Genomic DNA, 21,856 nt, shown 5'->3' with positions numbered 1-21,856 from the left:
TTTTCCGGCATAAACGGCTCTTTTTTTCTTTATTGCCTAATTGAAAAAACAAAAAATTATTTCTCCTCAAACTTTTGCAAAACCTTCAGCAAATCAATTCCTTTTCCTAAAACGGGTTTAAAAATATCACCTACTTCTTCAAGCCTTTTTACAGCATTGAAAATGGTGAAATCTGTCATTTTCAGTCCTATTTTTACTTCGTCCCAGTGAAGTGGCATTGAAACCGTAGCACCGGGTTTTGGTCGGACGGAGTATACGGATGCAATGGTAGCGTGCGGACGGTTTTGCAGAAAATCCAGATACATTTTGCCTTCACGCTCCTTAATTATGCGTTCTATGCTCGTAATTCCCGGCAGCTCACGGTGTACTAAAGTTACGATAGCACGCGCAAATTCTTTGCTTTGCTCATACGTATATTTGTTCCCTAGTGGAATATAAAGATGCAGACCTGTGGAACCGCTGGTTTTGCAGTAGCACTGCACGCCCATATCTGATAAGATGTCTCGTGTCACTAATGCTGTTTCAACCACCTGGTCGAAAGAATTCTGATCCGGGTCCAGATCGATGATGCAATAAGTGGGATGTTCGGGTTTCTCTATGGTGCTGTTCCACGGATTCATCTCAATGCATCCGAGATTTGCCATGTACAACAGCGTCGCCTCGTCTTTCCCCACCAGATAATGTCGGTCGCGATTATCTTTTTCGCTGTGGTAAAGATAGGTTTCCACCCAACTTGGCGCGCGTCCCGTCACGTCTTTGTAGTAGAACTGTTCACCTTCAATGCCGTCGGGGAAACGGTTCATGCTTTGGGGACGTTTTTTTAAATAAGGGAGAATATAGGGCGCGACCTGATAATAATAATTGATGAGGTCACGCTTGGTAATCTTTTCTTTTGGCCAGAATGTTTTGTCGAGATTACTGAATTTCAGTTCACGGCCGTTTATTTTGCGAGCCTGGCTTTTATTCTTCGGATTCAGCAAAGTTTTTCTTGCGGCTTTTCCGCGCATTTTTATGGGTGATGTTTCTTCACTTACAATTTCTTCCGTTGGTTTTTCGGTTTCTAAAACTACTTTCTTTGCGTCTTTATCAGTGCGCATTCCCTGGAAAGAAGGATGCCGCATAATGCCGTCACTCGTGATTTCCGTATAGTTCACCTCGCATAAAAGTTCGGGTTTTAGCCAGGTGACTGTGGCGTGGGGCGGATTTGGACGGAAGCGCGAAGGTTTGTTGACGTCCGGCTCCTCCGAAAAAGGTACCTTATCCGTAATCAGCGGTTGGAAAAGTTCCATCATTTCAGTCTGCATTTTCGCATTGAAACCGGTGCCTACTTTTCCGGTGTAGACGAGTTTTTTCCCTTCATAAACGCCCAGCAACAAACTGCTGAATTTTTTGTTGGAATCTTCATTCAGTGTAAAACCACCAATAACCACTTCCTGTCTTTTATTGGCTTTGATTTTCAGCCAGTCTTTTGTGCGGTTTTTCGTCTGATAGCGGCTGTCTTTCCGCTTTGCCATAATTCCTTCCAGACCCATTTTCCTGGCAGTTTCCAGAAATTCAATACCTGAAGTATCGAAGGCTTCACTCAACAAGATGGTTTTGTTTTCCGTCAAAATTTCCGATAAAATGGCACGTCTGTCCGTGAAAATCAAATCTTTCAGATCTTTGCCATCCAGCCATAAAATGTCGAAAACATAATACACCAAGTCGCCGTCTGCTTCACTACGCCAGTTTTGCAGCGCACCGAAATCTGCTTTTCCTTCGGAATTCAGCACCACAATTTCTCCATCCAGAACGGCATTGATTTTTAATTTTTTAAGTTCTTCAAAAATTGGATAAAATTTTTCATTGAAACTTTTATCATTCCGGGATTTCAGCTCTACAGTACCGTTATTAAGGAAAGCCACTGCGCGGTAACCGTCCCACTTTACTTCGTACAGCCAGTCTTCACTGTCGAAAGGTTTATCCACGAGCGTCGCCAGCATCGGTTCTACCGTATCATAAAAAGGTTCATCCGGTGCAGACTTTAAAAGTTTGGAGATTTTTGATGATTTTTTCGGCGCTTTTTCAGGCTTTTTTTTGGTTTTGGCTTTTTCAGTATCAGCTGCGTTCTCTTCACCATAAATGCGGTCCGGCGTTTTTTCCATCTGGGCAATGCTTTTTTTGGAAATTACAGATTTGTCTTTTTTGGTGATGTCTTCGGTCGAGGCAAACTCGTCTTCCAGTTTCATCAGGAGCCAGCCGTTTTCTCCACGGCCGTGCGCTTTTACCAGCGCAAAATCGCCTTTTAGCTTTTTGCCGTGCATTCGTATCTTTATCTTTCCGGATTTTAGCTGCTCCACGAGGCTTTTTTCCTGTTTTTTCACATCACTGCCAGCTTCATCGATGGCTTCGTAAGTTCCCTCGTCCCAGACAATTACGGTGCCGCCGCCGTATTGTCCTTTCGGAATAAGACCTTCGAATTTCCGGTAATCGTATGGATGGTCTTCTACCATCATGGCGAGGCGTTTCACATCGGGATCGAGTGACGGACCTTTCGGCACAGCCCAACTTTTCAGGACACCGTCCATCTCAATACGGAAATCGTAATGCAGGTGCGAGGCGTCATGCTTTTGAACCACAAAAACAAGTTCTTTTCCGGAAGTTTTTCCACCGAAAGGTTCCGGCGTTTGGTTTTCGTCACGTTTTTCACGGTATTTTTCTAAAGCCATCGTTGTGTTTTTTAGTTGACAAAAAGTATTATTCAGTGGTCTGTTCAGAGGGCAAGACCAATTTTTTAGCGGCTATTTTGGGTGATTTTTCGGATTTTCTACTCTTTTAGCTTTAATGAATTTTAAGGGCGCGCGACTCTCGTTCAAAGATGTTTTAAAGAAAAAAAATATCCAGCTAAAGGCCTGTTTTTTCCATTTTAAAAAGCACGGCAATCCGGTGATTTGAAATGTCCAGAATCAAAAAGCACGCCGTTCATGGCTGAAAAAATTTCGCGATACTTCTCCCAAAAAATGGTTAAAATGGAATATAAAAAGCGCAGCTACGATAGTAAAAATTATCATTCAGTTAGAAAAAAGGGAAAGTCTCGCAAATATTTTTTGATGGATTTAACCTGTTATTTTTGGCAAAATTCTGATTTTCAATCCTTAAGCTTGGCATTTACTTTGATTCGAAAAAATCCGTGTACGCGGGTTTTTTTCTTTTTTAAATCTGTGGGCGCACCTTTCTTATTTTTAAAGTGAGACAGCTGTTTTCATCTGCACGAGCAGTATCAGCAAAACAAAACAGAACAAATGGCGAAAATAACAACCGATCAGAACAGTCCAGCTAATCAGACGGATATCGAGGATATTCAGCACTGTCCTGAGAAAACTGAAAATCAAAAACCACTTCCCTTTGCACTTGGCAGCATGATGGCAAAACTCCGGAATACCGAAAATCTGGGACCGAGTACACTAAGCCTCATTGCAGAGGCTGAAAAACGCGGCATCCCCTGGCGGCGGTTGAATGAAGGTTCGAAAATCCTTCTGGGCTACGGTAAAAATCAGGAGCTGCTCTGCGCCACCATAACCGGAAAATCCTCCTGTATTGGCGTAGAAACAGTGGATGACAAATTTAAAACCAAGAAGATTTTAGATGAATCCGGCATTCCGGTGCCTGGTGGTACAATTTGCCATACTATTGAAGAACTGGAAGATATTTGTAAAGAACTCGGGTTTCCGCTGGTTATTAAACCTGCCGGTGCAAACCACGGTCGCGGCGTTTCCGTCAATATTCCGGATTTATATGCTGCCCGACAGGCTTTTGATGAAGCAAAAGATTTCCGCTCTTCGGTGATGGTTGAAAAGTATGTTGAAGCAAAAGATTTCCGCCTTTTGGTGATCGGTGGAAAATTGGTGGCAGCAGCGCAACGCCAGCCGGCTCGGGTCGTGGGCGACGGGAAATCTACAATTCATGAATTGATCGAAGAAGTGAACCTTGACCCGAAAAGAGGTGAAGGACACGAAAATGTGCTGACCAAAATTTCAGTTGATGCTGACACGGAAAAAATACTGCGCAGAAAAAATTACGATATCAAAAGCATTCCGGCGAAAGATGAAATCATCATTTTAAAATCTACCGCCAATCTCAGCACCGGCGGCACTGCCGTCGATGTAACAGATGAAGTTCACCCGGAAAACCGATTTTTAGCGGAACGCGTCGCGGCTCTTCTGAATCTCGATATTTGCGGCATTGATATCATAACACCGGATATTAAGTTACCGATCATCCAAAACAACGGCGCCGTGATCGAAGTCAATGCTGCGCCGGGTTTCAGGATGCATCTTGCTCCAACTGAAGGTCAGCCGCGAAATGTAGCCGCTGCTGTAATTGATATGCTTTATCCTCCCAAGAAGCCCAGCAGGATACCCATCTTTGCCATTACCGGCACCAACGGAAAGACTACGACTACGCGCCTGCTCGCACACCTCACACAATCCTGCGGTTATTTTCCGGGTTATACCACAACAGATGGAATTTATATCGGAGGTCACGAAGTGATGAAAGGCGACTGCTCCGGTCCTTCCAGTGCTGCGCTGGTTTTAGCCGATCCTCTAGTAGATTTTGCGGTATTGGAAACGGCACGCGGCGGACTGCTGCGCGCAGGACTAGCCTTTGATGAATGCGACGTAGGAATCCTGACCAATATTGCGGCTGATCATTTAGGTCTCAAGAACATCAATACATTGGAGGAATTGGCGGAGGTAAAAGCAGCTGTGGTGCGAAGCGTAAAAAAGGATGGTTGGGCGGTGCTGAATGCTCATGATCACCGTTGCGTTCAAATCGCAAATACTTTAAACTGTAATATCGCCTATTTTTCACTGGAAACCAACCCAACGGTTGAAGAACATCTCTGGAAAGGAGGCTTAGTGGTGACGGTTGAGGACGAAAACGTAGTTGTAATAAAAAGGAATAAAAAAACCGCAATTTCAAGCATCCAGGGTATTCCGCTCACATTGAACGGTACTTCCCGATGTATGACGGCGAATATTCTGGCCGCCACTGCCGCCGCCTTTGCGTATGGTTTTTCTGCAACGCAGATCAAAGAGGCGTGGCAGACTTTTTTACCTGGTCCGGAACAGACACCAGGGCGGATGAACCATTTTACAATCCGCGATTTTTCAGTGTTGGTCGATTATGCCCATAATCCACACGGCATGTGTGAAATGCAGGACTACCTCCGCCATGTGCAGGCGCCCCGCAAGGTGGGAATCATCGCGGGAGTGGGTGACCGCCGCGACAGTGATATTATTGAACTGGCGGAAATCGCGGCGAATATGTTTGACCGTATCATCGTACGACAGGAACACAGTCTGCGTGGCCGGGAGCTGGAGGAGATGAACAGCCTGATGATCCGCGGAATGGAAAAAAGCGGGCGAAAGGTGCCGTATGAACTGATTCCGGACGAAAAGGAAGCCATCCGCCATGCCATCGAAACCGCTGCAACCGGCGATTATATTGTCGCACTAAGTGATAATTATCAGGAGGTAACCGGCATTATTAAAGAATATATTGTTTGACTTCACGCCGCACGTGAATTCATCCGAGATTCTGAAATAATTGAGTTTATTCAACCAAAAACCGAGGAAGCTTTGAGGCTGGCTTTGTATGTAAACCGATCTATTCAAAAAAAATCTGCCGCTAAAAGGGCAGATTTTTCTATTTTACCAGCAAACAAAAAATGCCTCGTTGAGCACCGAAAATTTTTCCGTTTAAATAAATTTGCTTTATGTATAGGTGTCAGCAGCGTTGTGTTTAACCGGAATCGCCCTTTTTTCGTGTTTTACGCTATTAAATCTTTGGCAGCGACTTTATACTGCAGAGTCTGTGTAAATGTGGAAAACTTTTCACCCTAAATGACTGATTTTTAAGCAGTCATCTTTTGTTTCTGAAAGTTATCCACTATATTAGATAGTTGCTTAGGTTGGAAGTATAGAAAGATCTGCACAAAGCGATTGAACTTTCTTACTCCGCGCAGTGTTACCATTTAATGCAGCGCTAAAAATCTGAGAAAACGACCAAGAATAAGTAGTAAAGATGAACGAACGGAAACGAAATAAAAAACGGCCATCCTACAGAACACCACCTTTCAGTGGGGGAAAAAAGCGGCAGACTTCGCCGCCAATTTATGACAATGCAGACATGATGCAACTGTTTCATGTATCGGGCAGAACCTTGCAGCGCTGGCGTAAAGAAGGGATCGTTCCCTATAAAAAGATAGGAGGAAAGATCTTCTATCTTGCCGAAGATGTCCTCAGGATGATGCGCAAGGGTGATGATGCCAAAGAGTAGGAAATTTACCGAATAAATAAAAACCGCAGGAACTTTTGAATCCTGCGGCGCTTTGTGACCGCGTAAATGCGGCGGCACTATTGCACGACCACCGTTCCCAGATATACCGAATTACATGCGGAGTCCTGTTGGGCATTCTGAAAGAAGGCATATACATGTACGTTCTTTCCACTCCACGTTTCCGCGAGCACTATAGAGGATGCACCTGTGCTCCGTTCCTCCGGACCTTCCTTAATGGCAAACTCACCCGATTCCTCCTCGTAGACCGCCGTACAGAAAATGTCCGTTGGCTGCGCCAGCATCTGGTTGCTGTTGTCGTCCCAGGTAAAGTTCAGGGTTTGCCCGGGCGCTGCTGTAACGGTAAGGTTCTGGAAACCGGTAAGCGTGCCTTTTGTGACGATCACTTTTTCCATCATCAGGGAGACCTGCCCGTTTTCTTCCGCCACCACTTCACGAAGCAGATAAGCCGCTGCCAGGTTCACACGGGATTTTACACCTGCATTTTCTCCATAGAGCCGGCTTTGCATGCTGCGCAGGGAGTTTTGGAATTTAATCGCCAGGGCAAACTTCTCGCGCTGCAAAAGCTGCAGAGGTGTGGGGTTGCTGCCTGAAGATTTCGGACGGCTTCTGATGACGTCCATGCCGCGCCAGTTGGCGCCTACTACGGTACCTACCGTACCACTGAATCCTCCGAGGATTCCTTTCTTGATTGTTCCCATAATTTTAGGGGTTTTAAAGATTAAGTAACAAATATAACGCAGGCGCTTTTTAAATGCAAGTAATTGATTTACAGTGACTTGCATTGACTGAATTTGACTGCTACTTTCAGTTAAAGACACCTATTTGCGTCACCTGTCACCAGAAACATCTTAACTGTCTTCGGTTGGCGCTGTCAGGCTTTTTCTGTCGCTTTTTCTGTGGATTATTCTTTGCTTGTCGCTGGGATTCTGGTAGTGGCCGAAAGTGGCACCGCTTGACTGTGTAGGTCTTTTTCTGTCTTTAAATGTCTCCTCCTGTCACCTTCTGTCTGCGCTGATGCAGGTTTTGTTGCGGCGTCCTTGCGGAATTGTTGCGGAATGTTTCGGAAAAAAGGTGTTTTTGGGAAGGAGAGTGCTGTAAAATGCGAAGGTGGATTTTATGTTTTTGGGCAAAACTGGGAATTGAATATGTGTGCAGGAATTTGTATATTTCACAACCATTAACCCCATTATAAACTAAATGGCATTCAACGAAAACTCAAGAGTCAAAATTCCCGCAATACTGCAATTAATGAGTCTGGGTTATGAGTATGTTCCCTCGTCTAAGCAGATAAGAAACGAAGAAAACAATATTTTTTCTTCAATATTTATATTAGAGATCTCGAGAATCAATGAGATTTCGGAAGAAGAGGCCCAACGGATATTGGATGAAATCAATCTGGAGCTCGATTATGACGATTTAGGAAAGAAATTCTATGAGCGCTTAACTGCAACTTCCGGCATCAAATTAATCGATTTCGACAGCTTCAGTAACAACAGTTTTCATGTAACCACCGAGCTGACCTGTAAAAGCGGGGATGAAGAATTTAGACCTGATATTACCAAACTGGGTGAAACCATTAAAGAAGGCAAAAACCAGCGAACCGTGTTAACCACAGCGGAAGAAGATAAAATAATTTCTACTTTTAATGAAAAGCAGGCCGTCGAGGATTTGTCTGTGGTAGTTTCAAAAGAAGAAATTGCAGCAAAGAATTATTCTTTTTCGGCTGGGCAGTATTTTGAGGTGAAGATTGAGTATGTAGATATTACTCCCGCAGAATTTGCAGAAAAAATGAGTGGCTTTGAAAACCGTTTGGCTGAATTATTTCAGCAGGGAAATAGTTTGGATATGGAGATTCAGTCGCAATTGAAACTGGTCAGCTATGAATAAGTCTTTTAGCATTTATGAAATTGCAGATCTTAACCGAAGCAGTTTAACTTCCAGAGATAATTATGAATATATAAATTACCTGGATACTAGTAATTTGACTAGAAACAAAATTGAAAATATTCAATATCTTGACACTAATTTTCCTAGTCGAGCAAAAAGGAAAGTAAAAGCCGATACAATATTATATTCTACAGTTAGGCCAAATCAAGAGCACTTTGGGATAGTAGAAAATACTAATATCAATAATTTAATTGTTTCTACGGGTTTTACAACAATCGATGTAAAATCAAATGAGATTAATCCCAAATACCTTTACTATAAACTTACTAATCCCGTTGTAACAAGTTATTTACAAACCATTGCAGAGAATTCTGTCTCTGCATATCCGTCAATAAAACCAGAAGAAATTGGCAATTTAAGATTCAAATTTCCCGTACTAAAAGTTCAACAGAAAATCGCCAAAGTTCTTTCTGCATTAGATGACAAAATAGAACTCAACAATCAAATCAATGCGGAGCTGGAAGAAATGGCCAAAACGCTTTATGATTATTGGTTTGTGCAGTTTGATTTTCCCTTCGACTGCGCTCAGGGTAAACCCTTCGACTTCGGTCCCATCGCCTCCGCTCAGGGTCCGGCGTCGCAGAATGGAACAGTAGCAGAGGAACACGCAACTATAGGCGATCGACACGCACCGGTAGCCGAGCGTCACGCACCGGTAGCTGATGGATACTCACCGGTAGCCGCCGAACACGCACCGGTAGCCGACCAACCCTTACCGGTAGCCGAGCGGAGCCGTACGGTAGCCGAGCGGAGTCGAGGCTACAAATCCTCCGGTGGCAAAATGGTTTATAACGAAGTGCTGAAGAGGGAGATTCCTGAGGGGTGGGAAGTGAAAAGACTTCACGAGATTGCGAATATTACGATGGGGCAGTCGCCTTCCGGAGAATCTTATAACGAACAGAAAGGGGGAATGATATTTTTTCAGGGTTCTACTGATTTTGGGTGGCGCTTTCCTGAGAATAGAATTTACACAACTTCTCCAACGAGGTTCGCAAAAGAAAATGATATTCTATTAAGTGTACGAGCTCCTATCGGGACTATGAATATTGCGATGTACGATTGCTGTATTGGCCGTGGTTTATCTGCATTAAACAGTAAAGAAAATTATAATTCATTCTTAATCTATCAGATGAATTATTTCAAGAAAAAATTTGACTATTTAAATTCAGTAGGTACCACTTTTGGCTCCCTGACGAAAGATGATTTATACAATCTAGAACTCTGCTATCCAAACAAGCATATTCTTGAGAAATTTGAAAAAATAGTTTCAAAGTTTGACGCTAAAATAAAAATTAATACAAAACAAAACCAGGAGCTCGCCCAATTACGGGACTGGTTGCTGCCTATGCTGATGAACGGGCAGGTAACGGTAGCTTCTGGGGAATATGAAATGGAAGAGGGGAGTTTGGGAATGGTGGCGGAGGAAGATGAGAACTATTAAAAAATAATACATGAAGCCGACCTTTACATTTGAACTGGACAGACGTAACTATGTAAAACGACGTGAATCCTTTGATCTAGAATACAAGCAATCTTTCCAAGGCGGCGATAATTTACTTAAATACGCAAAAACACTGGTCGGAATGGCAAATAATAAGGGAGGACAGATAATTTTTGGTATTAAAGATTCTCCGCATTTGCCGATTGGTATTTTATCCAGAAGATGGCACGAAACAGACCCCAAAAAAATTGATAGAATCATACGAGAGTATTTTTCGCAGGAAATACAGTGGACTGCAGAAATATTAGAATTCGACGGTAAAGATTTTGGACAAATAACTGTACTCGAAGCAGAAAATAAACCACTCATTTGTAAGAAAAATAAAGATGGATTATTAAGAGAGGGAGCTATTTATTATAGATATCGTGCTGAAACAAAAGAAATTGAATATTCTGAACTACGAACAGTTTTAGATAAAGAAAATGAAAAAGAAAGATTAATGTGGATGCAGCACATACAGAAAATTGCTCAAATCGGTCCTCAAAATGTTAGTCTTTTCGATACTTATAAAGGAGAAATAAGTGTAGGAAATGGAAGGATTTTACTAGATAAATCGATAGTTGATAAATTAAACTTTATAAAAAAAGGAAAGTTTGTTGAAAGTGATGAGGAAGGTTTGCCAACTTTAAGATTGATAGGTGATATAGAAGGATTAGTGGAGCCCTCGGTTGTTATGGAAAGTGATAAGTTATTTCCTTTGCTATCAACAGATTTAAAGGAGCGGCTCGAATTAAATTCTTATGAGATTCAATGCATTATTTCAAAACTGAAAATTAAAGAGAATAATAAATATCATACAGAAATAAGTCTTGGTAAAAAGTCGCAAATTCATAAATATTCTGAAGCGTTAATTCCATTAATTGAAAGAATGCTATTAAGGCCGGATTTTATGAAGGAATGTAGAGAAGAATATGGTAAAAAACAGAAAGAAAAGATTAAAACTACAAGAAGTAAAAAAAGAAAATAAATAGATGAATTATTGGCACATACAAATGAATCAGCCTTGGGGCAGAAACAGTATTAAAATAGATCCAGTGGCAATGCTTCGAGAAACAGTTCCCGTCATTGGCACTGGAAACTGGGATGATGAACAATGCAGAAATTTCACCGACGAAAAGGGCACTGGTATGAAAGTCGGAGATATTGTTATGGTCCGAGACGGTAAAGATCCGATTGCTCTTTGCGAAGTATATAGTGAAAGTTTTAGAGACTCCGTTTTAGAAGCTAAATATAAGAACCAGAATTATCGTCATGTTAAAGTATTGTCATTTAGAGATGAGGATGCTGAAGATCTACTTCATATAATGCTGTCAAAATATAATAAGTCTTATATTCAGGCCTCCGGAACTCTCACCAAGTGCGTGAATAATAATGCAACTAAAGATTTTATAAGAGAATGGAATAAATTATACAATAAAAAACAAAAAATGCAAAACATAAAAACGATTCTCAAATATAAAAAACAAATCATCTTACAAGGTCCACCAGGAACTGGTAAAACTAGAGAAGCAGAATTAATTGCAAAAGAAATGTTAGGACTTTCTGATATTAAACAATTAGAAAATAATGATCAATACAAATTGGTTCAGTTTCACCCAAGTTACACCTATGAGGATTTTGTAAGAGGAATTAGCGCGATACCTTCGGAAGATGGTAAGGGAATACTGTACAAAGCGGAAAATAAAATTTTGAGTTTATTCGCGCAAGAAGCCTATAAAAATTATGAGCAATCCACAAAAACAGAAAGTCAAATTTCATACAAAGATTGGATTGACGACCAGTTTGATAATTTTATAGATACAGTTCAAGCTTCTATAGATAATAGCGGAGAGTATCGCCTAACAGATAAAGTAAAATTATTTGATTTAGATGCCTCATCATTTTATTATACGGGAGATAGTTGGTTTGGTGAACCAAAACACAGAATGAAATTTTCGGATATTAAGGAAGGATATATTAATAATGTTGTAGATGCAAAAAGTTTCAAAGCATTACCAAATACTTCCGGTTCTGCAAAACAACATTACGGCTACTATTACAAAGTTTTAAGTGATTTTCAAAATTCTATAAAAACTGAATTTAAAAATGAAAACAAAATTTTATCAGAAACTAAAAATTATGTTTTAGTCATCGACGAAATCAACAGAGCCAATCTCTCGTCTGTTTTAGGAGAGTTAATTTACGCTTTAGAATATCGAGAAAAAGCTGTAGAAAGCATGTATTCAGTTGAAGACTCAGTTTTAGATAATAAATATCAAATTATGCTTCCACCAAATCTCTTCATCATCGGAACAATGAACACCGCAGATAGAAGTGTAGGTCATATAGATTATGCGATAAGAAGAAGATTTGCTTTTGTAGAGGTTCCGCCAAAACGCTTAGCGGACAATGATGAAATATATTTTAATGTGACAGGCTACGATTTGGTAGCAGAACTATTTACGACGACAAATGTAAGTTCTGAGTTTGAAATACAGGACGTCCAGATAGGTCACAGTTATTTTATTGCTGATAAAATTAAAGCAAAAGACGAAACTGCACGGGATGCCATTTTTAATATGAAAATGCAGTATGAAGTCCTTCCTATATTGGAGGAGTATGTGAAAGATGGTATTCTAATGGGTGAGGTTGAAAACAAACCAATCCGTGATTATATCCGGTCTTTGAAAAAAGTGTCATGAAAATTCTGCTGTCAGAACACAGGCGCCAGACAATTTCCATTGCAGATGAGCCAATAACAGGAAATCATTTGGAATTCACTGCAGATCTATTCGAAAAACTCAATCCTGAGAACATTAATATTTTCAAAACGGACCGTGGGCAACATCATTATCCCTTTCAACTACAGTTAAAGGAAAACACCTGCGACCTGACAGCGAATTATTATGTAGGCATTGATTGGTTAATAAAAGGAGAGAAGTTCGTTCAGGTAGAGCCTAAAATTAACTCAGCCCTCATAACCGCCTTCGTTGCCCATACCGAGTCAGATGATATTGCAGATCCAAGAACTCAGCAGGTGGAAAAGGCGGCAGAAAAAGCTGCCGAGACTGCAGAAAGTACAGTAGAAGTTGATTATTTAAGCATTTTACTCGACTTATCTGGTAGTCCACGAACGGCTCCTTTAATTTCTTCTATTCTCAAAATTGATTGGGATGCAGAACAGATTCCTATTGAACAAAAAGAAGACCGTCTAACGCCGTTTTTAATTGTTCAGTTTTTACAGATTCTGAAGTCTATCGTTAGAAAAGGTTTGAAAAAATCTTATTACAAAGTGCAGAATAATTTGACTAATAGAGTCAAAGGGAAAATTTTGGTGGGGCACCATATCAAGCAGAATATTTTTAAAAACAGAATTACCAAAACGTATTGTGAATACCAGGAATTCGGTGTTAATGATCTCGAGAACAGGTTTTTAAAGAAAGCTTTTGCTTTTGCAGTAAATTATGTGCAGAATGATGAAATATTTTTCGTCCAAAAAAATACAGATAAATCTGTATTTTTTAAGGAAGAGTTGCTGCATATTATCAATTACTGTCGTCCCGCTTTTGAAAACGTTTCTAATGAAATTAAAGAGGAGGAATTAAAAAATGTAAAGTTTAATCCATTCTTTAAAGAATACAAGGAGGGAATCAAACTCGGTGGTTATATTCTAAAAAAATTCTCATATAATATTTCAAATACTACCGAAACAAAGATTTTCACGCCGCCTTTCTGGATCGATATGCCTATTCTTTTTGAACTCTACTTTTATCGTCAGTTATTACAAAGTAATCCTAAGTATGCCACTGAAATAAAATATCAATTTTCCACGTACGGCAATTCACTAGATATTTTAATTACACAGCCGGGATTTCAAATGGTAATCGATACAAAATATAAGCTGCAGCATAAATCACAGGACGTTCATGCAGATATCAGGCAAGTATCAGGGTATACCCGGTTGAATAAAGTGAGGAAGGAATTAGGTATTGATAAGGACGACGAACGACATATTGACTGTTTAATTGTTTATCCAGATTTAAATGCTCAAAAAAATCAAGATTTTAATCTAGAATATATTATTGAGAAGCGGAGCGAGCTTTTGGCATATCATAAAGTATACAAGCTAGGGATTTCTTTGCCTATTATTTTATAAGTCTAAAATTTTGTCATCAGGCGCTTAAATAAGACATATTAAACATGAGTAACCCCCTTTACACCTTCACTCGCTACTACAAAGGTCCCGGTACCGAACCGGGGGATAACGAAAATAATAAAAGACTCATCTGGGAGTATGAGCAGTTGTGGGCAGAAAATGAAGAGGAGAGAAGTAATGACCACCCCCGTATGCAGGAATATATGAGTGATGTGCTGCCCCTTTTTAATGAGGATGATGGTATTCCTATGTCTCTGAAAGCGCTGCTGTATAACCGTTACACCCACTGGCTGGGTGGTTATGCGCTTGAAGATGATGTCAGGAAGTTCCGGGAGTTTCTCTACAGCCATCACCGGCCAGACTTATTAAACACTTAAATACCTATTTAAATATTTAGCCACCATGCCTCACCGTTTCCAGGACAAAAACCACCGGCTCAGCCATTTTCAGGATCACGTAGATGTCGTGTGTCCCGGCTGTGGCAAAAAGGCAGCGGCTACTGCCGACCATGAGAAAAAAGAAGCCCGCCTGTACTGCCTGCACTGTGGCTTCTCAAAAATCGCGACTACAACAACTGAAGTGCTGGGAATTCGCGGCGACCTTAAAATTCCTGCACACGAATATTTCGGCGCCAAGTTGTGGTTCGCGGCGCCTTTTAAAAACGAAGAATTTTTCGCATTTAATCTCGAACATCTGGATTATCTGGAAGCCTATATTTCAGCCACACTGCGCGAACACAAAGATCGCAGCCATTTTACGCTGCTGGAAAAGCTTCCGCGCTTTTACCACGAAGCCAAAAACCGTGAGGCGCTCCTAAGGCTTATCGCAAAACTTAAAGCAAAAAAATAAGCCGGTAAAACCGGCTATTTTTCGTTTTTCTGTTTGGTCGGCATAAGTCTCGGAATCATTTTGCTTACATCCTGCAAATATTTTTCGGGGTTCGGATTTCCGCGGTGGCAGGTAACGCAGTACACGGCAACCAGATTTTTAGGTTTCGCGTCCGGGCGATGCGGCAGAAAATATTTGGAGTTTATGTCGTTCGTCATCGCCAGCATACCGCGCGCAACTTCTTTGGTCATTTTCGCGTCAGACGGGAAATCCAGCTTTTGCGGGTTGTCTTTCTGCGCCGCATGGCAGTGCGCACAATCTACGCCCAGAGACGCATTGAAGGTTTTCATTACAAACATCAGGCTGTCTTTGGTAATGTTTTTCGGTAGAATTTTCAGGTTTTTCCACTCGGTTTGCGACTCACTGATCGGTTTGTAGGTTTTGGTAGAATTGGTGGTTAAGAAAATAAGGGCACCAATCATTCCCACGAAGCCCGTAAACGATAACACGTCTTTTAATTTGTTGGTTTTCATAGCATTAGTGTTTAGGAAAAACTAAGTTATCAAAAAATCCGCAAAAAATAAGCCTTTTAGCTCGAAATTTTTTTTGGCACCACCCTTGAAGGTGAGCGACTTATGAGCCTGAAGTTACAGCGCCGCATTTATTTGCCGCATTTTAACCGTTTTTTTCCATTTTGTCCCACCGACAAGTGATTACTGACCACTAATCTTTCGTAGCCGGGAACCTGCTTTCCGCTATTACTCCTCACGCCTGCGCTTTTCCCCACGCGTGTTGCGGGGTAGCCGCTGCAATCAGGGCTAGGGTGGCGCGTTTCAAATAGCTTTCCCGTTTTCCGAAGCTTCATTTGCACAATCTTTGCTCCTTCCTTGGCTTAAAATTCACCAACACAAAAAAATACGACGATGGAAAACAATCTGGAAAAATTTGCAAAAAATGCCGAAATAACCGCCAAAAAACACCGCGAAATTCAGGATTATATCGATGAACTCGATAAAAAATCAAAATCAAAATCAAAAAAGAAAGAAGAAGAATCCGGCGGAAAATCTGCACAAGCCAACGAGCGCGACGAGCCTACGCCGCCTTTTCCCGACCAGAAACTGGAAAAACCCGGCCTGGAAGCCGACATGGAGCTTCAGCCGCGCTACGAAGCTCCCGATTACAAAGGTTCCGGGAAATTAGAAGGTAAAGTCGCGCTCATCACGGGTGGAGATTCCGGCATCGGACGCGCTGTAGCTGTTCTCTTCGCGCGCGAAGGTGCCGACGTCGCCATCGTTTACCTCACCGAACACGAAGACGCCGAAGTCACTAAAAAAGCCGTGGAAGCGGAAGGTCACCGCGCCTTAATCCTTTCCGGTGACGTCACCGATGCTGAATTTTGCCGCGCCGCCGTGGCAGAAACCGTAAACCAGCTCGGCGGTCTCAATATTCTCGTTAACAATGCAGCTTTTCAGGCGCACGCCGAACAGCTCGACTGGATTTCCGACGAACATTTTGATTTAACCCTGAAAACCAATCTCTACGGCTATTTCTACATGACCAAGGCCGCGCTGCCACACCTGAAAGAAGGAGATTCCATCATCAACACCAGTTCCGTAAACGGGCTTTTCGGCAATGAGAAGATGATCGATTATTCCCTCACCAAAGGTGGCATCAATGCTTTCACGCAGTCGCTCGCCAAAAACCTCGTGGAAAAAGGCATCCGCGTCAACGCTGTTGCTCCCGGTCCCGTATGGACGCCACTAAATCCCGCCGATCAGAAAAAAGATGATGTCAAGCAATTTGGAGCTAAAAATCCCATGAAACGTGCCGCACAACCGGAAGAACTTTCACCAACCTACGTATTCCTCGCTGCGCCTGTTTGTTCCTCTTACATCACCGGCCAGATTATCGGGGTTTTAGGTGGTGTCTCTAACTAAAGTCTGCAACGTTTACTCAGAAAAATATCGCCTTACAACGCGGTATTTTTTCATTTTGTCTATCAAAGTAAAAAGCGACGGTACTGGGTTGCAGCAGCTTAAGTTTAATTAAAATTTAATCCTACAATTTCAAAAAATACCGCCTTAGAACGCGGTATTTTTTCATTTTGTATTTAAAGTAAAGCGCAACTGCAGTTGAGGTTGCGCCGAGTCCGTTTAATTAAAATTTAAATCTTACAATTTCAAAAAATATCGCCCTTGAACGCGGTATTTTTTCCATTTTGTGATTTTTAAGCGATTTGCGGGATCAGACTTTTTAGAGAATTTAATATGATAAACTTAGAAATGTTATATTTCATCGGTCTTATCCGCTTGCTTTAAGCTTCTAACGTTCAAAAACATTATATTTGTCCACTTCTGTAAAAAATTTACTATAAAATGATTCTTATTGTTGATGACGCTCCTGAAAACATAATTTCGCTAAAGATCGTTCTTGAAAAAAACGGTTTTGAGGTGGATACCGCCTCATCAGGTGACGAAGCGCTGAAAAAAATCCTCAAAAAATCCTACGTATTAATCATACTTGATGTACAGATGCCGGGGATGGATGGATTTGAAGTTGCAGAAGCGATATCCGGCTACAGCAAAGCCAAAGAAACCGCCATCATTTTTCTCTCCGCCGCCAGCGCCAATGTAAATTTGATTACAAGAGGTTATATTTCAGGTGGTTTGGATTATATCAGCAAGCCCGTGGATATGAATATTCTTTTGCTGAAGGTGAAAACATTTTACCGTATTTATGAGCAAAGCCGCGCGCTGAATGAAATGCAGAAAAAACTTCTGGAAGAAATAGAATTCCGAAAAGAAGCTGAACGTAAAAAAGACGAGTTCATCAGCATTGCCAGTCACGAACTTAAAACGCCTATGACGAGTATTAAAGGTTATATTCAGTTACTTGAAAGGAGCGTGGACAAAAACGACATTGCAACCGTGAAAGCCCGGCTGCAAAAGGTACAGAACCAGGTTGAAAAGCTGAATTTGTTGGTCGCTGACCTGCTCGATATCTCCAAGATTGAAAGCGGCAAACTGAAATTCAATAAAAAATATTTCAATTTCAATGAAATTCTTGATCATATTATTGAAATCATGCAGCAGGCCAATCCCGATGTGAAGTTCATTAGAAAAGGTGAAATCAATACCGAAATTTTTGGTGACGAAATGCGTGTGGAACAGGTTATTATTAATTTCATTACCAACGCGATTAAATATGCTCCCGACAGCAACGAAGTTCACATCACGTCCGAACAGCGTGGTAATGAAATTTATTTTTCGGTTCGGGATTTTGGCATTGGAATAGCAAAAGACCATCAGCTTCGGATTTTCGATAAATTTTACCGGGTTGAGGAAACTTCAGAGCGTTTTCAGGGATTGGGAATCGGTCTCTATATTTGTCAGGAAATCATCGAAAGACACCAGGGCAGCATTGGCATAAACAGTGTGCCGGGCGAAGGATCTGAATTTTATTTTACTATCCCCCTGCATCCCGAAATGGATGCGAAATCATAATTAAAGTGTATGAATTTTAAAAACAATCTTCTTTACGGACTTGGCATATCAATGCTGCTCTTGCTGGTAAGCTCTGCGGCGTCTTTTATCAGTATTAAAAACCTCATCGGGAGTTCCAAAATGGTCCGCGAAAGCAACGATACAATTAAAAACCTGGACCGGGTTTTTTCGCTCGTTAAAGATGCGGAGACCGGCCAGCGTGGGTATCTGCTTACGGGCGACGAAGCATTTCTAACCCCTTATGATAACGCCAAGGTTAAAATTGCACAGGCCATAACCGAACTCAACAGCGAAATTACTCCCTCTCCGGTACAGGCCCAAAATCTGGAACAGTTAAAAATAAATATCGAAACCAGGATTATGATCCTGGATAGAAACTTAAACTACAAAAGGTTAAAAAATCAGGATGTGACGGCCGAACAGCTGCTGTCGGGTAAAAAATACATGGATGCAATTCGCGCTACGGTCGATACAATGCAGAGCGAGGAAGAAAGAATTCTGCAAGAACGTACCGATACCATGAACAGCTTTGCTTCGTACACGCCGTTCCTGATTATTATTTCGGCACTGCTTGCCATAACGATCACCTTGGTATTCTTCCGAAAGGTCATGTTGGATTTTAATGAGAAAACCAAACTTGCCACCGAGCTCAAAGAAATAAACAAAGAAACCGTGAACCGCCTTATCGCCATTGAGAAAGTAACCGCACGGATATCTGATGGTGATTACGATATTCTTTCTGATGACAACGCACAGCAAAGCCTGGGGAATGTAGCCGAGCCACTCAACCGTATGGCCCAATCGCTTCAGACTTCATTCAACTCGCTGGAGGAAAAAGAATGGCTGAGCACTTCGATTGCCCAACTGAATGACCGTATGATGGGCGAAAAAAATATCAACGTTCTGGCCGCAGATATTTTAGACCACATCACCACCAAGACGAACAGTCATGTGGCAGCGCTCTATGTGCAGCACGAAGATAACCGGCTGCATCTGGAAGGCAGTTTTGCCCTCTCGGGCAGCGACACCCAAAAAGTCCTGCAGATTGGTGAAGGTATTGTGGGGCAGGCGTTCCAGTCTAGACAGCAAATTGTTGTGGAAAAGATTCCAGATGACGAGACCACCATCAGTTTTGCTACCGGAAACACCAAACCACGCAACGTCGTGGCCGTCCCAATTACCAGATACAATATTCCCTTGGGCGTACTGGAACTTGCGAGTACGCATGAATATACACCGCTTCAACTCGAATTCCTTTCCTCGGTTGCGGGAAATATAGGCCTTGCCTTCCACAGTTCGCAGAGCCGTGTGCGACTTCAGGAACTTTTAGAGGAAACCCAGGCACAATCCGAGGAACTTCAGTCTCAGCATGCTGAACTGGAAAATATCAATACCGAACTTGAAGCTCAGTCTCAAAAGCTTTTAGCTTCCGAAGAAGAACTCCGCGTGCAGCAGGAAGAACTTCTGCAAAGCAACCAGGAACTAGAAGAACGCACGAGCCTTCTTGAAGAGAAAAATGCTCTTATTGAGGAAAGAAACATTGATATTCAGCAGAAATCGCGTGAGCTCGAACAAAGCACCAAATACAAGTCGGAATTCCTTGCCAACATGTCTCATGAACTGCGCACTCCGCTGAACTCCATTTTACTGCTTTCGAAACTCATGTCTGAAAGCGAGGATCTGGATGAACAATACGTTGAATACGCAGAAGTGATGCAGAGTTCCGGTCAGGGCTTGCTGACCCTGATCGATGAAATCCTGGACCTTTCGAAAATTGAATCAGGTAAAATGACGCTTGAGTTCAATGATGTTCCTTTAAATGAAGTTACGGCAGATATGCGAATGCTTTTCAGCCCTATTGCGAAAGACAAAAATCTGGAACTCAACATTGAAACAGATGCCGGAGTTGTCCAGATGCTGCGTACCGACAAACTCCGCCTGGAACAAATTCTTAAAAACCTGCTTTCAAACGCCATAAAATTCACTTCTGAAGGCAGCATTACGCTGAAAGTTTCGCAAGACGAATCGAAGGAAAAAGTTATTTTTAAAGTCATTGATACCGGAATCGGTATTGCTAAAGACAAGATGAGGCTCGTGTTTGAAGCCTTCCAGCAGGCTGACGGCTCAACCCAGCGTAAATATGGTGGTACAGGTCTTGGACTTTCCATCAGCCGCGAACTTTCAAGGCTTCTGGGTGGCAAAATTACGTTGGAAAGCACCGAAGGAATAGGAAGCGAATTTGCCCTCACCGTTCCTGTAGATTCGGAAAAAGTGCAGGATGCCCAGCCGGAAGTTCAATTGGAACCGCCAGTTTATATTCCAGAAACCAAACCACAACCTGAACGTTATATTTCCGACAGGATTCCTGAATCTATCGATGACGACCGCGAAAGTATCCAGGCCGGTGATAAAGTAATTTTGATTATTGAAGACGATACGGCTTTTGCCAAGATTCTCGTGGATTTTTCCCGCACGAAAAACTATAAAGTGCTTGTTGCCGTACGTGGCGATGAAGGGATTGAAATGGCACAGCATTTTAAACCGCTGGCAATTCTGCTGGACATTCAGCTGCCGGTCATGGACGGCTGGCAGGTGATGGAAGCGCTGAAATCCAACGCGGAAACCAAACCGATTCCGGTGCATATTATGTCTTCAATGAAGTTCAGACAGGAGAGTTTGCTGCGCGGCGCCGTAGATTTCATCAACAAACCATTTGCCCTTGAGCAGATGCAGGAAATCTTTAAAAAACTTGAAAATGTACTGACGAAAGGCCCAAAAAAAGTGCTGATTGTAGAGGAAAACGAGCAGCATGCAAAAGCACTGAGCTATTTCCTAAGTGCCAACAACATCAATACGGACATCGCCAATAATGTTTCAGACAGTATCGACGCCCTGCAAAACCGTGAAATCGATTGTGTGATTCTGGATATGGGTGTTCCCGACAGAACCGCCTACGAAACACTGGAAACCATCAAACAGAACAAAGGACTGGAGCAGCTTCCGATCATTGTGTTCACCGGGAAAAACCTTTCTCAGGGTGAAGAAAACCGAATCAAGAAATATGCAGATTCCATTGTGGTGAAAACTGCGTACTCATATCAGCGAATCTTAGATGAAGCCGGTTTGTTTCTGCACTTGGTGGAAGAAAAAACCAAAAAGAACAAGCAAAATAACGGAGGCTTCGAAAATTTGGGTGAACTTCGCAATATCCTGAAAGACAAAACCGTACTCATTGCGGACGATGATGTAAGGAACATTTTTTCGCTCACCAAAGCCCTGGAACTTCACGGAATGAAAGTAGTTCCTGCTATGGACGGAAAGGAAGCACTCAACACCCTTAAAAATGATCCCACCATTGATGTCGTGCTGATGGACATGATGATGCCGGAAATGGATGGCTATGAAAGTATCCGCGAAATCCGTAGCATGCCTCAGTTTAAAAACCTGCCGGTGCTGGCCGTAACCTCAAAAGCAATGATGGGCGACCGTGAGAAATGCATCGCTGTTGGCGCCTCAGATTATATTTCGAAACCTGTGGACATCGACCAGCTGATCTCATTACTTAGAGTTTGGCTGTACGATAAAATTTAAAAATTCATT

15 protein-coding genes are annotated in these 21,856 nt (G+C 42.0%); 12 read left to right on the top strand and 3 right to left on the bottom strand.

Features of this window, described 5'->3' with window-relative positions; translation table 11 throughout:
• Window positions 1-56: 56 nt before the first annotated feature.
• Window positions 57-2,708, bottom strand: a complete 2,652-nt coding sequence (gene ligD / locus OA84_RS09225) for a DNA ligase D (RefSeq protein ID WP_039345111.1) — start codon at window positions 2,706-2,708, stop codon at window positions 57-59.
• A 573-nt stretch (window positions 2,709-3,281) separates the two neighbouring features.
• Here ligD and cphA point away from each other — a divergent pair.
• Complete coding sequence (gene cphA, locus OA84_RS09215) at window positions 3,282-5,549, top strand: cyanophycin synthetase (RefSeq protein ID WP_052252169.1); 2,268 nt, start codon at window positions 3,282-3,284, stop codon at window positions 5,547-5,549.
• A 517-nt stretch (window positions 5,550-6,066) separates the two neighbouring features.
• Complete coding sequence (locus OA84_RS09210) at window positions 6,067-6,321, top strand: helix-turn-helix domain-containing protein (protein WP_039345105.1); 255 nt, start codon at window positions 6,067-6,069, stop codon at window positions 6,319-6,321.
• Between the two features lie 77 nt (window positions 6,322-6,398).
• Here the strand turns inward: OA84_RS09210 and OA84_RS09205 are convergent, their stop codons facing one another.
• Window positions 6,399-7,124 carry a DUF6266 family protein gene (locus tag OA84_RS09205; RefSeq protein WP_156965059.1) on the bottom strand — a complete coding sequence of 242 codons (726 nt, stop codon included), beginning with the start codon at window positions 7,122-7,124 and terminating at the stop codon, window positions 6,399-6,401.
• A 415-nt stretch (window positions 7,125-7,539) separates the two neighbouring features.
• Between OA84_RS09205 and OA84_RS09195 the strand changes: the two genes are divergently transcribed.
• Genes OA84_RS09195 through OA84_RS09160 form a run of 7 tightly spaced genes read left to right on the top strand, consistent with a single transcriptional unit; the run spans window position 7,540 to window position 14,774 of the window.
• Window positions 7,540-8,229 carry a type I restriction endonuclease gene (locus OA84_RS09195; protein ID WP_039345097.1) on the top strand — a complete coding sequence of 230 codons (690 nt, stop codon included), beginning with the start codon at window positions 7,540-7,542 and terminating at the stop codon, window positions 8,227-8,229.
• Window positions 8,222-9,730, top strand: a complete 1,509-nt coding sequence (locus tag OA84_RS11495) for a restriction endonuclease subunit S (protein WP_052252168.1) — start codon at window positions 8,222-8,224, stop codon at window positions 9,728-9,730. The genes OA84_RS09195 and OA84_RS11495 overlap by 8 nt, the downstream gene beginning before the upstream one ends.
• A gap of 10 nt (window positions 9,731-9,740) precedes the next feature.
• Window positions 9,741-10,757, top strand: coding sequence for an RNA-binding domain-containing protein (locus tag OA84_RS09180; protein WP_039345094.1), 1,017 nt, complete (start codon window positions 9,741-9,743; stop codon window positions 10,755-10,757).
• 4 nt (window positions 10,758-10,761) lie between these two features.
• A complete protein-coding gene (locus OA84_RS09175; protein WP_052252167.1) occupies window positions 10,762-12,471 on the top strand; it encodes an McrB family protein in 1,710 nt (569 codons plus the stop codon).
• Window positions 12,468-13,925, top strand: coding sequence for a 5-methylcytosine restriction system specificity protein McrC (locus OA84_RS09170; protein ID WP_039345092.1), 1,458 nt, complete (start codon window positions 12,468-12,470; stop codon window positions 13,923-13,925). The genes OA84_RS09175 and OA84_RS09170 overlap by 4 nt, the downstream gene beginning before the upstream one ends.
• A 44-nt stretch (window positions 13,926-13,969) precedes the next feature.
• Window positions 13,970-14,302, top strand: coding sequence for a hypothetical protein (locus OA84_RS09165; protein WP_039345090.1), 333 nt, complete (start codon window positions 13,970-13,972; stop codon window positions 14,300-14,302).
• Between the two features lie 25 nt (window positions 14,303-14,327).
• Complete coding sequence (locus tag OA84_RS09160; protein WP_039345088.1) at window positions 14,328-14,774, top strand: hypothetical protein; 447 nt, start codon at window positions 14,328-14,330, stop codon at window positions 14,772-14,774.
• A 14-nt stretch (window positions 14,775-14,788) separates the two neighbouring features.
• On the opposite strand, the gene OA84_RS09155 is transcribed toward OA84_RS09160, so the two are convergent.
• Window positions 14,789-15,286 (bottom strand): c-type cytochrome, encoded by a 498-nt coding sequence (locus tag OA84_RS09155; RefSeq protein ID WP_052252166.1) that lies wholly within the window; start codon window positions 15,284-15,286, stop codon window positions 14,789-14,791.
• Between the two features lie 390 nt (window positions 15,287-15,676).
• Here OA84_RS09155 and OA84_RS09150 point away from each other — a divergent pair, with 390 nt between their 5' ends.
• From OA84_RS09150 to OA84_RS09140, 3 genes are all read left to right on the top strand, one after another.
• Window positions 15,677-16,690: an SDR family oxidoreductase gene (locus OA84_RS09150; RefSeq protein WP_052252165.1), complete on the top strand. Its 1,014-nt coding sequence runs from the start codon at window positions 15,677-15,679 to the stop codon at window positions 16,688-16,690.
• A gap of 438 nt (window positions 16,691-17,128) precedes the next feature.
• Window positions 17,129-18,256: an ATP-binding response regulator gene (locus tag OA84_RS09145; protein ID WP_039345085.1), complete on the top strand. Its 1,128-nt coding sequence runs from the start codon at window positions 17,129-17,131 to the stop codon at window positions 18,254-18,256.
• A 9-nt stretch (window positions 18,257-18,265) separates the two neighbouring features.
• Window positions 18,266-21,847: a response regulator gene (locus OA84_RS09140; RefSeq protein WP_039345082.1), complete on the top strand. Its 3,582-nt coding sequence runs from the start codon at window positions 18,266-18,268 to the stop codon at window positions 21,845-21,847.
• Window positions 21,848-21,856 lie beyond the last annotated feature (9 nt).

The sequence above is a fragment of the Kaistella solincola genome, from assembly GCF_000812875.1.
GTDB classification, from domain to species: Bacteria; Bacteroidota; Bacteroidia; order Flavobacteriales; family Weeksellaceae; genus Kaistella; species Kaistella solincola.
Note: the sequence above shows the minus strand (reverse complement) of the source record. Positions and strands in the feature narration are given on the sequence as shown.

Coding starts and splice junctions, on each gene's coding strand:
- ligD (WP_039345111.1), bottom strand. CDS start 2,708: ATGGCTTTAGAAAAATACCGTGAAAAACGTGACGAAAACCAAACGCCG.
- cphA (WP_052252169.1), top strand. CDS start 3,282: ATGGCGAAAATAACAACCGATCAGAACAGTCCAGCTAATCAGACGGAT.
- OA84_RS09210 (WP_039345105.1), top strand. CDS start 6,067: ATGAACGAACGGAAACGAAATAAAAAACGGCCATCCTACAGAACACCA.
- OA84_RS09205 (WP_156965059.1), bottom strand. CDS start 7,124: ATGCAAGTCACTGTAAATCAATTACTTGCATTTAAAAAGCGCCTGCGT.
- OA84_RS09195 (WP_039345097.1), top strand. CDS start 7,540: ATGGCATTCAACGAAAACTCAAGAGTCAAAATTCCCGCAATACTGCAA.
- OA84_RS11495 (WP_052252168.1), top strand. CDS start 8,222: ATGAATAAGTCTTTTAGCATTTATGAAATTGCAGATCTTAACCGAAGC.
- OA84_RS09180 (WP_039345094.1), top strand. CDS start 9,741: ATGAAGCCGACCTTTACATTTGAACTGGACAGACGTAACTATGTAAAA.
- OA84_RS09175 (WP_052252167.1), top strand. CDS start 10,762: ATGAATTATTGGCACATACAAATGAATCAGCCTTGGGGCAGAAACAGT.
- OA84_RS09170 (WP_039345092.1), top strand. CDS start 12,468: ATGAAAATTCTGCTGTCAGAACACAGGCGCCAGACAATTTCCATTGCA.
- OA84_RS09165 (WP_039345090.1), top strand. CDS start 13,970: ATGAGTAACCCCCTTTACACCTTCACTCGCTACTACAAAGGTCCCGGT.
- OA84_RS09160 (WP_039345088.1), top strand. CDS start 14,328: ATGCCTCACCGTTTCCAGGACAAAAACCACCGGCTCAGCCATTTTCAG.
- OA84_RS09155 (WP_052252166.1), bottom strand. CDS start 15,286: ATGAAAACCAACAAATTAAAAGACGTGTTATCGTTTACGGGCTTCGTG.
- OA84_RS09150 (WP_052252165.1), top strand. CDS start 15,677: ATGGAAAACAATCTGGAAAAATTTGCAAAAAATGCCGAAATAACCGCC.
- OA84_RS09145 (WP_039345085.1), top strand. CDS start 17,129: ATGATTCTTATTGTTGATGACGCTCCTGAAAACATAATTTCGCTAAAG.
- OA84_RS09140 (WP_039345082.1), top strand. CDS start 18,266: ATGAATTTTAAAAACAATCTTCTTTACGGACTTGGCATATCAATGCTG.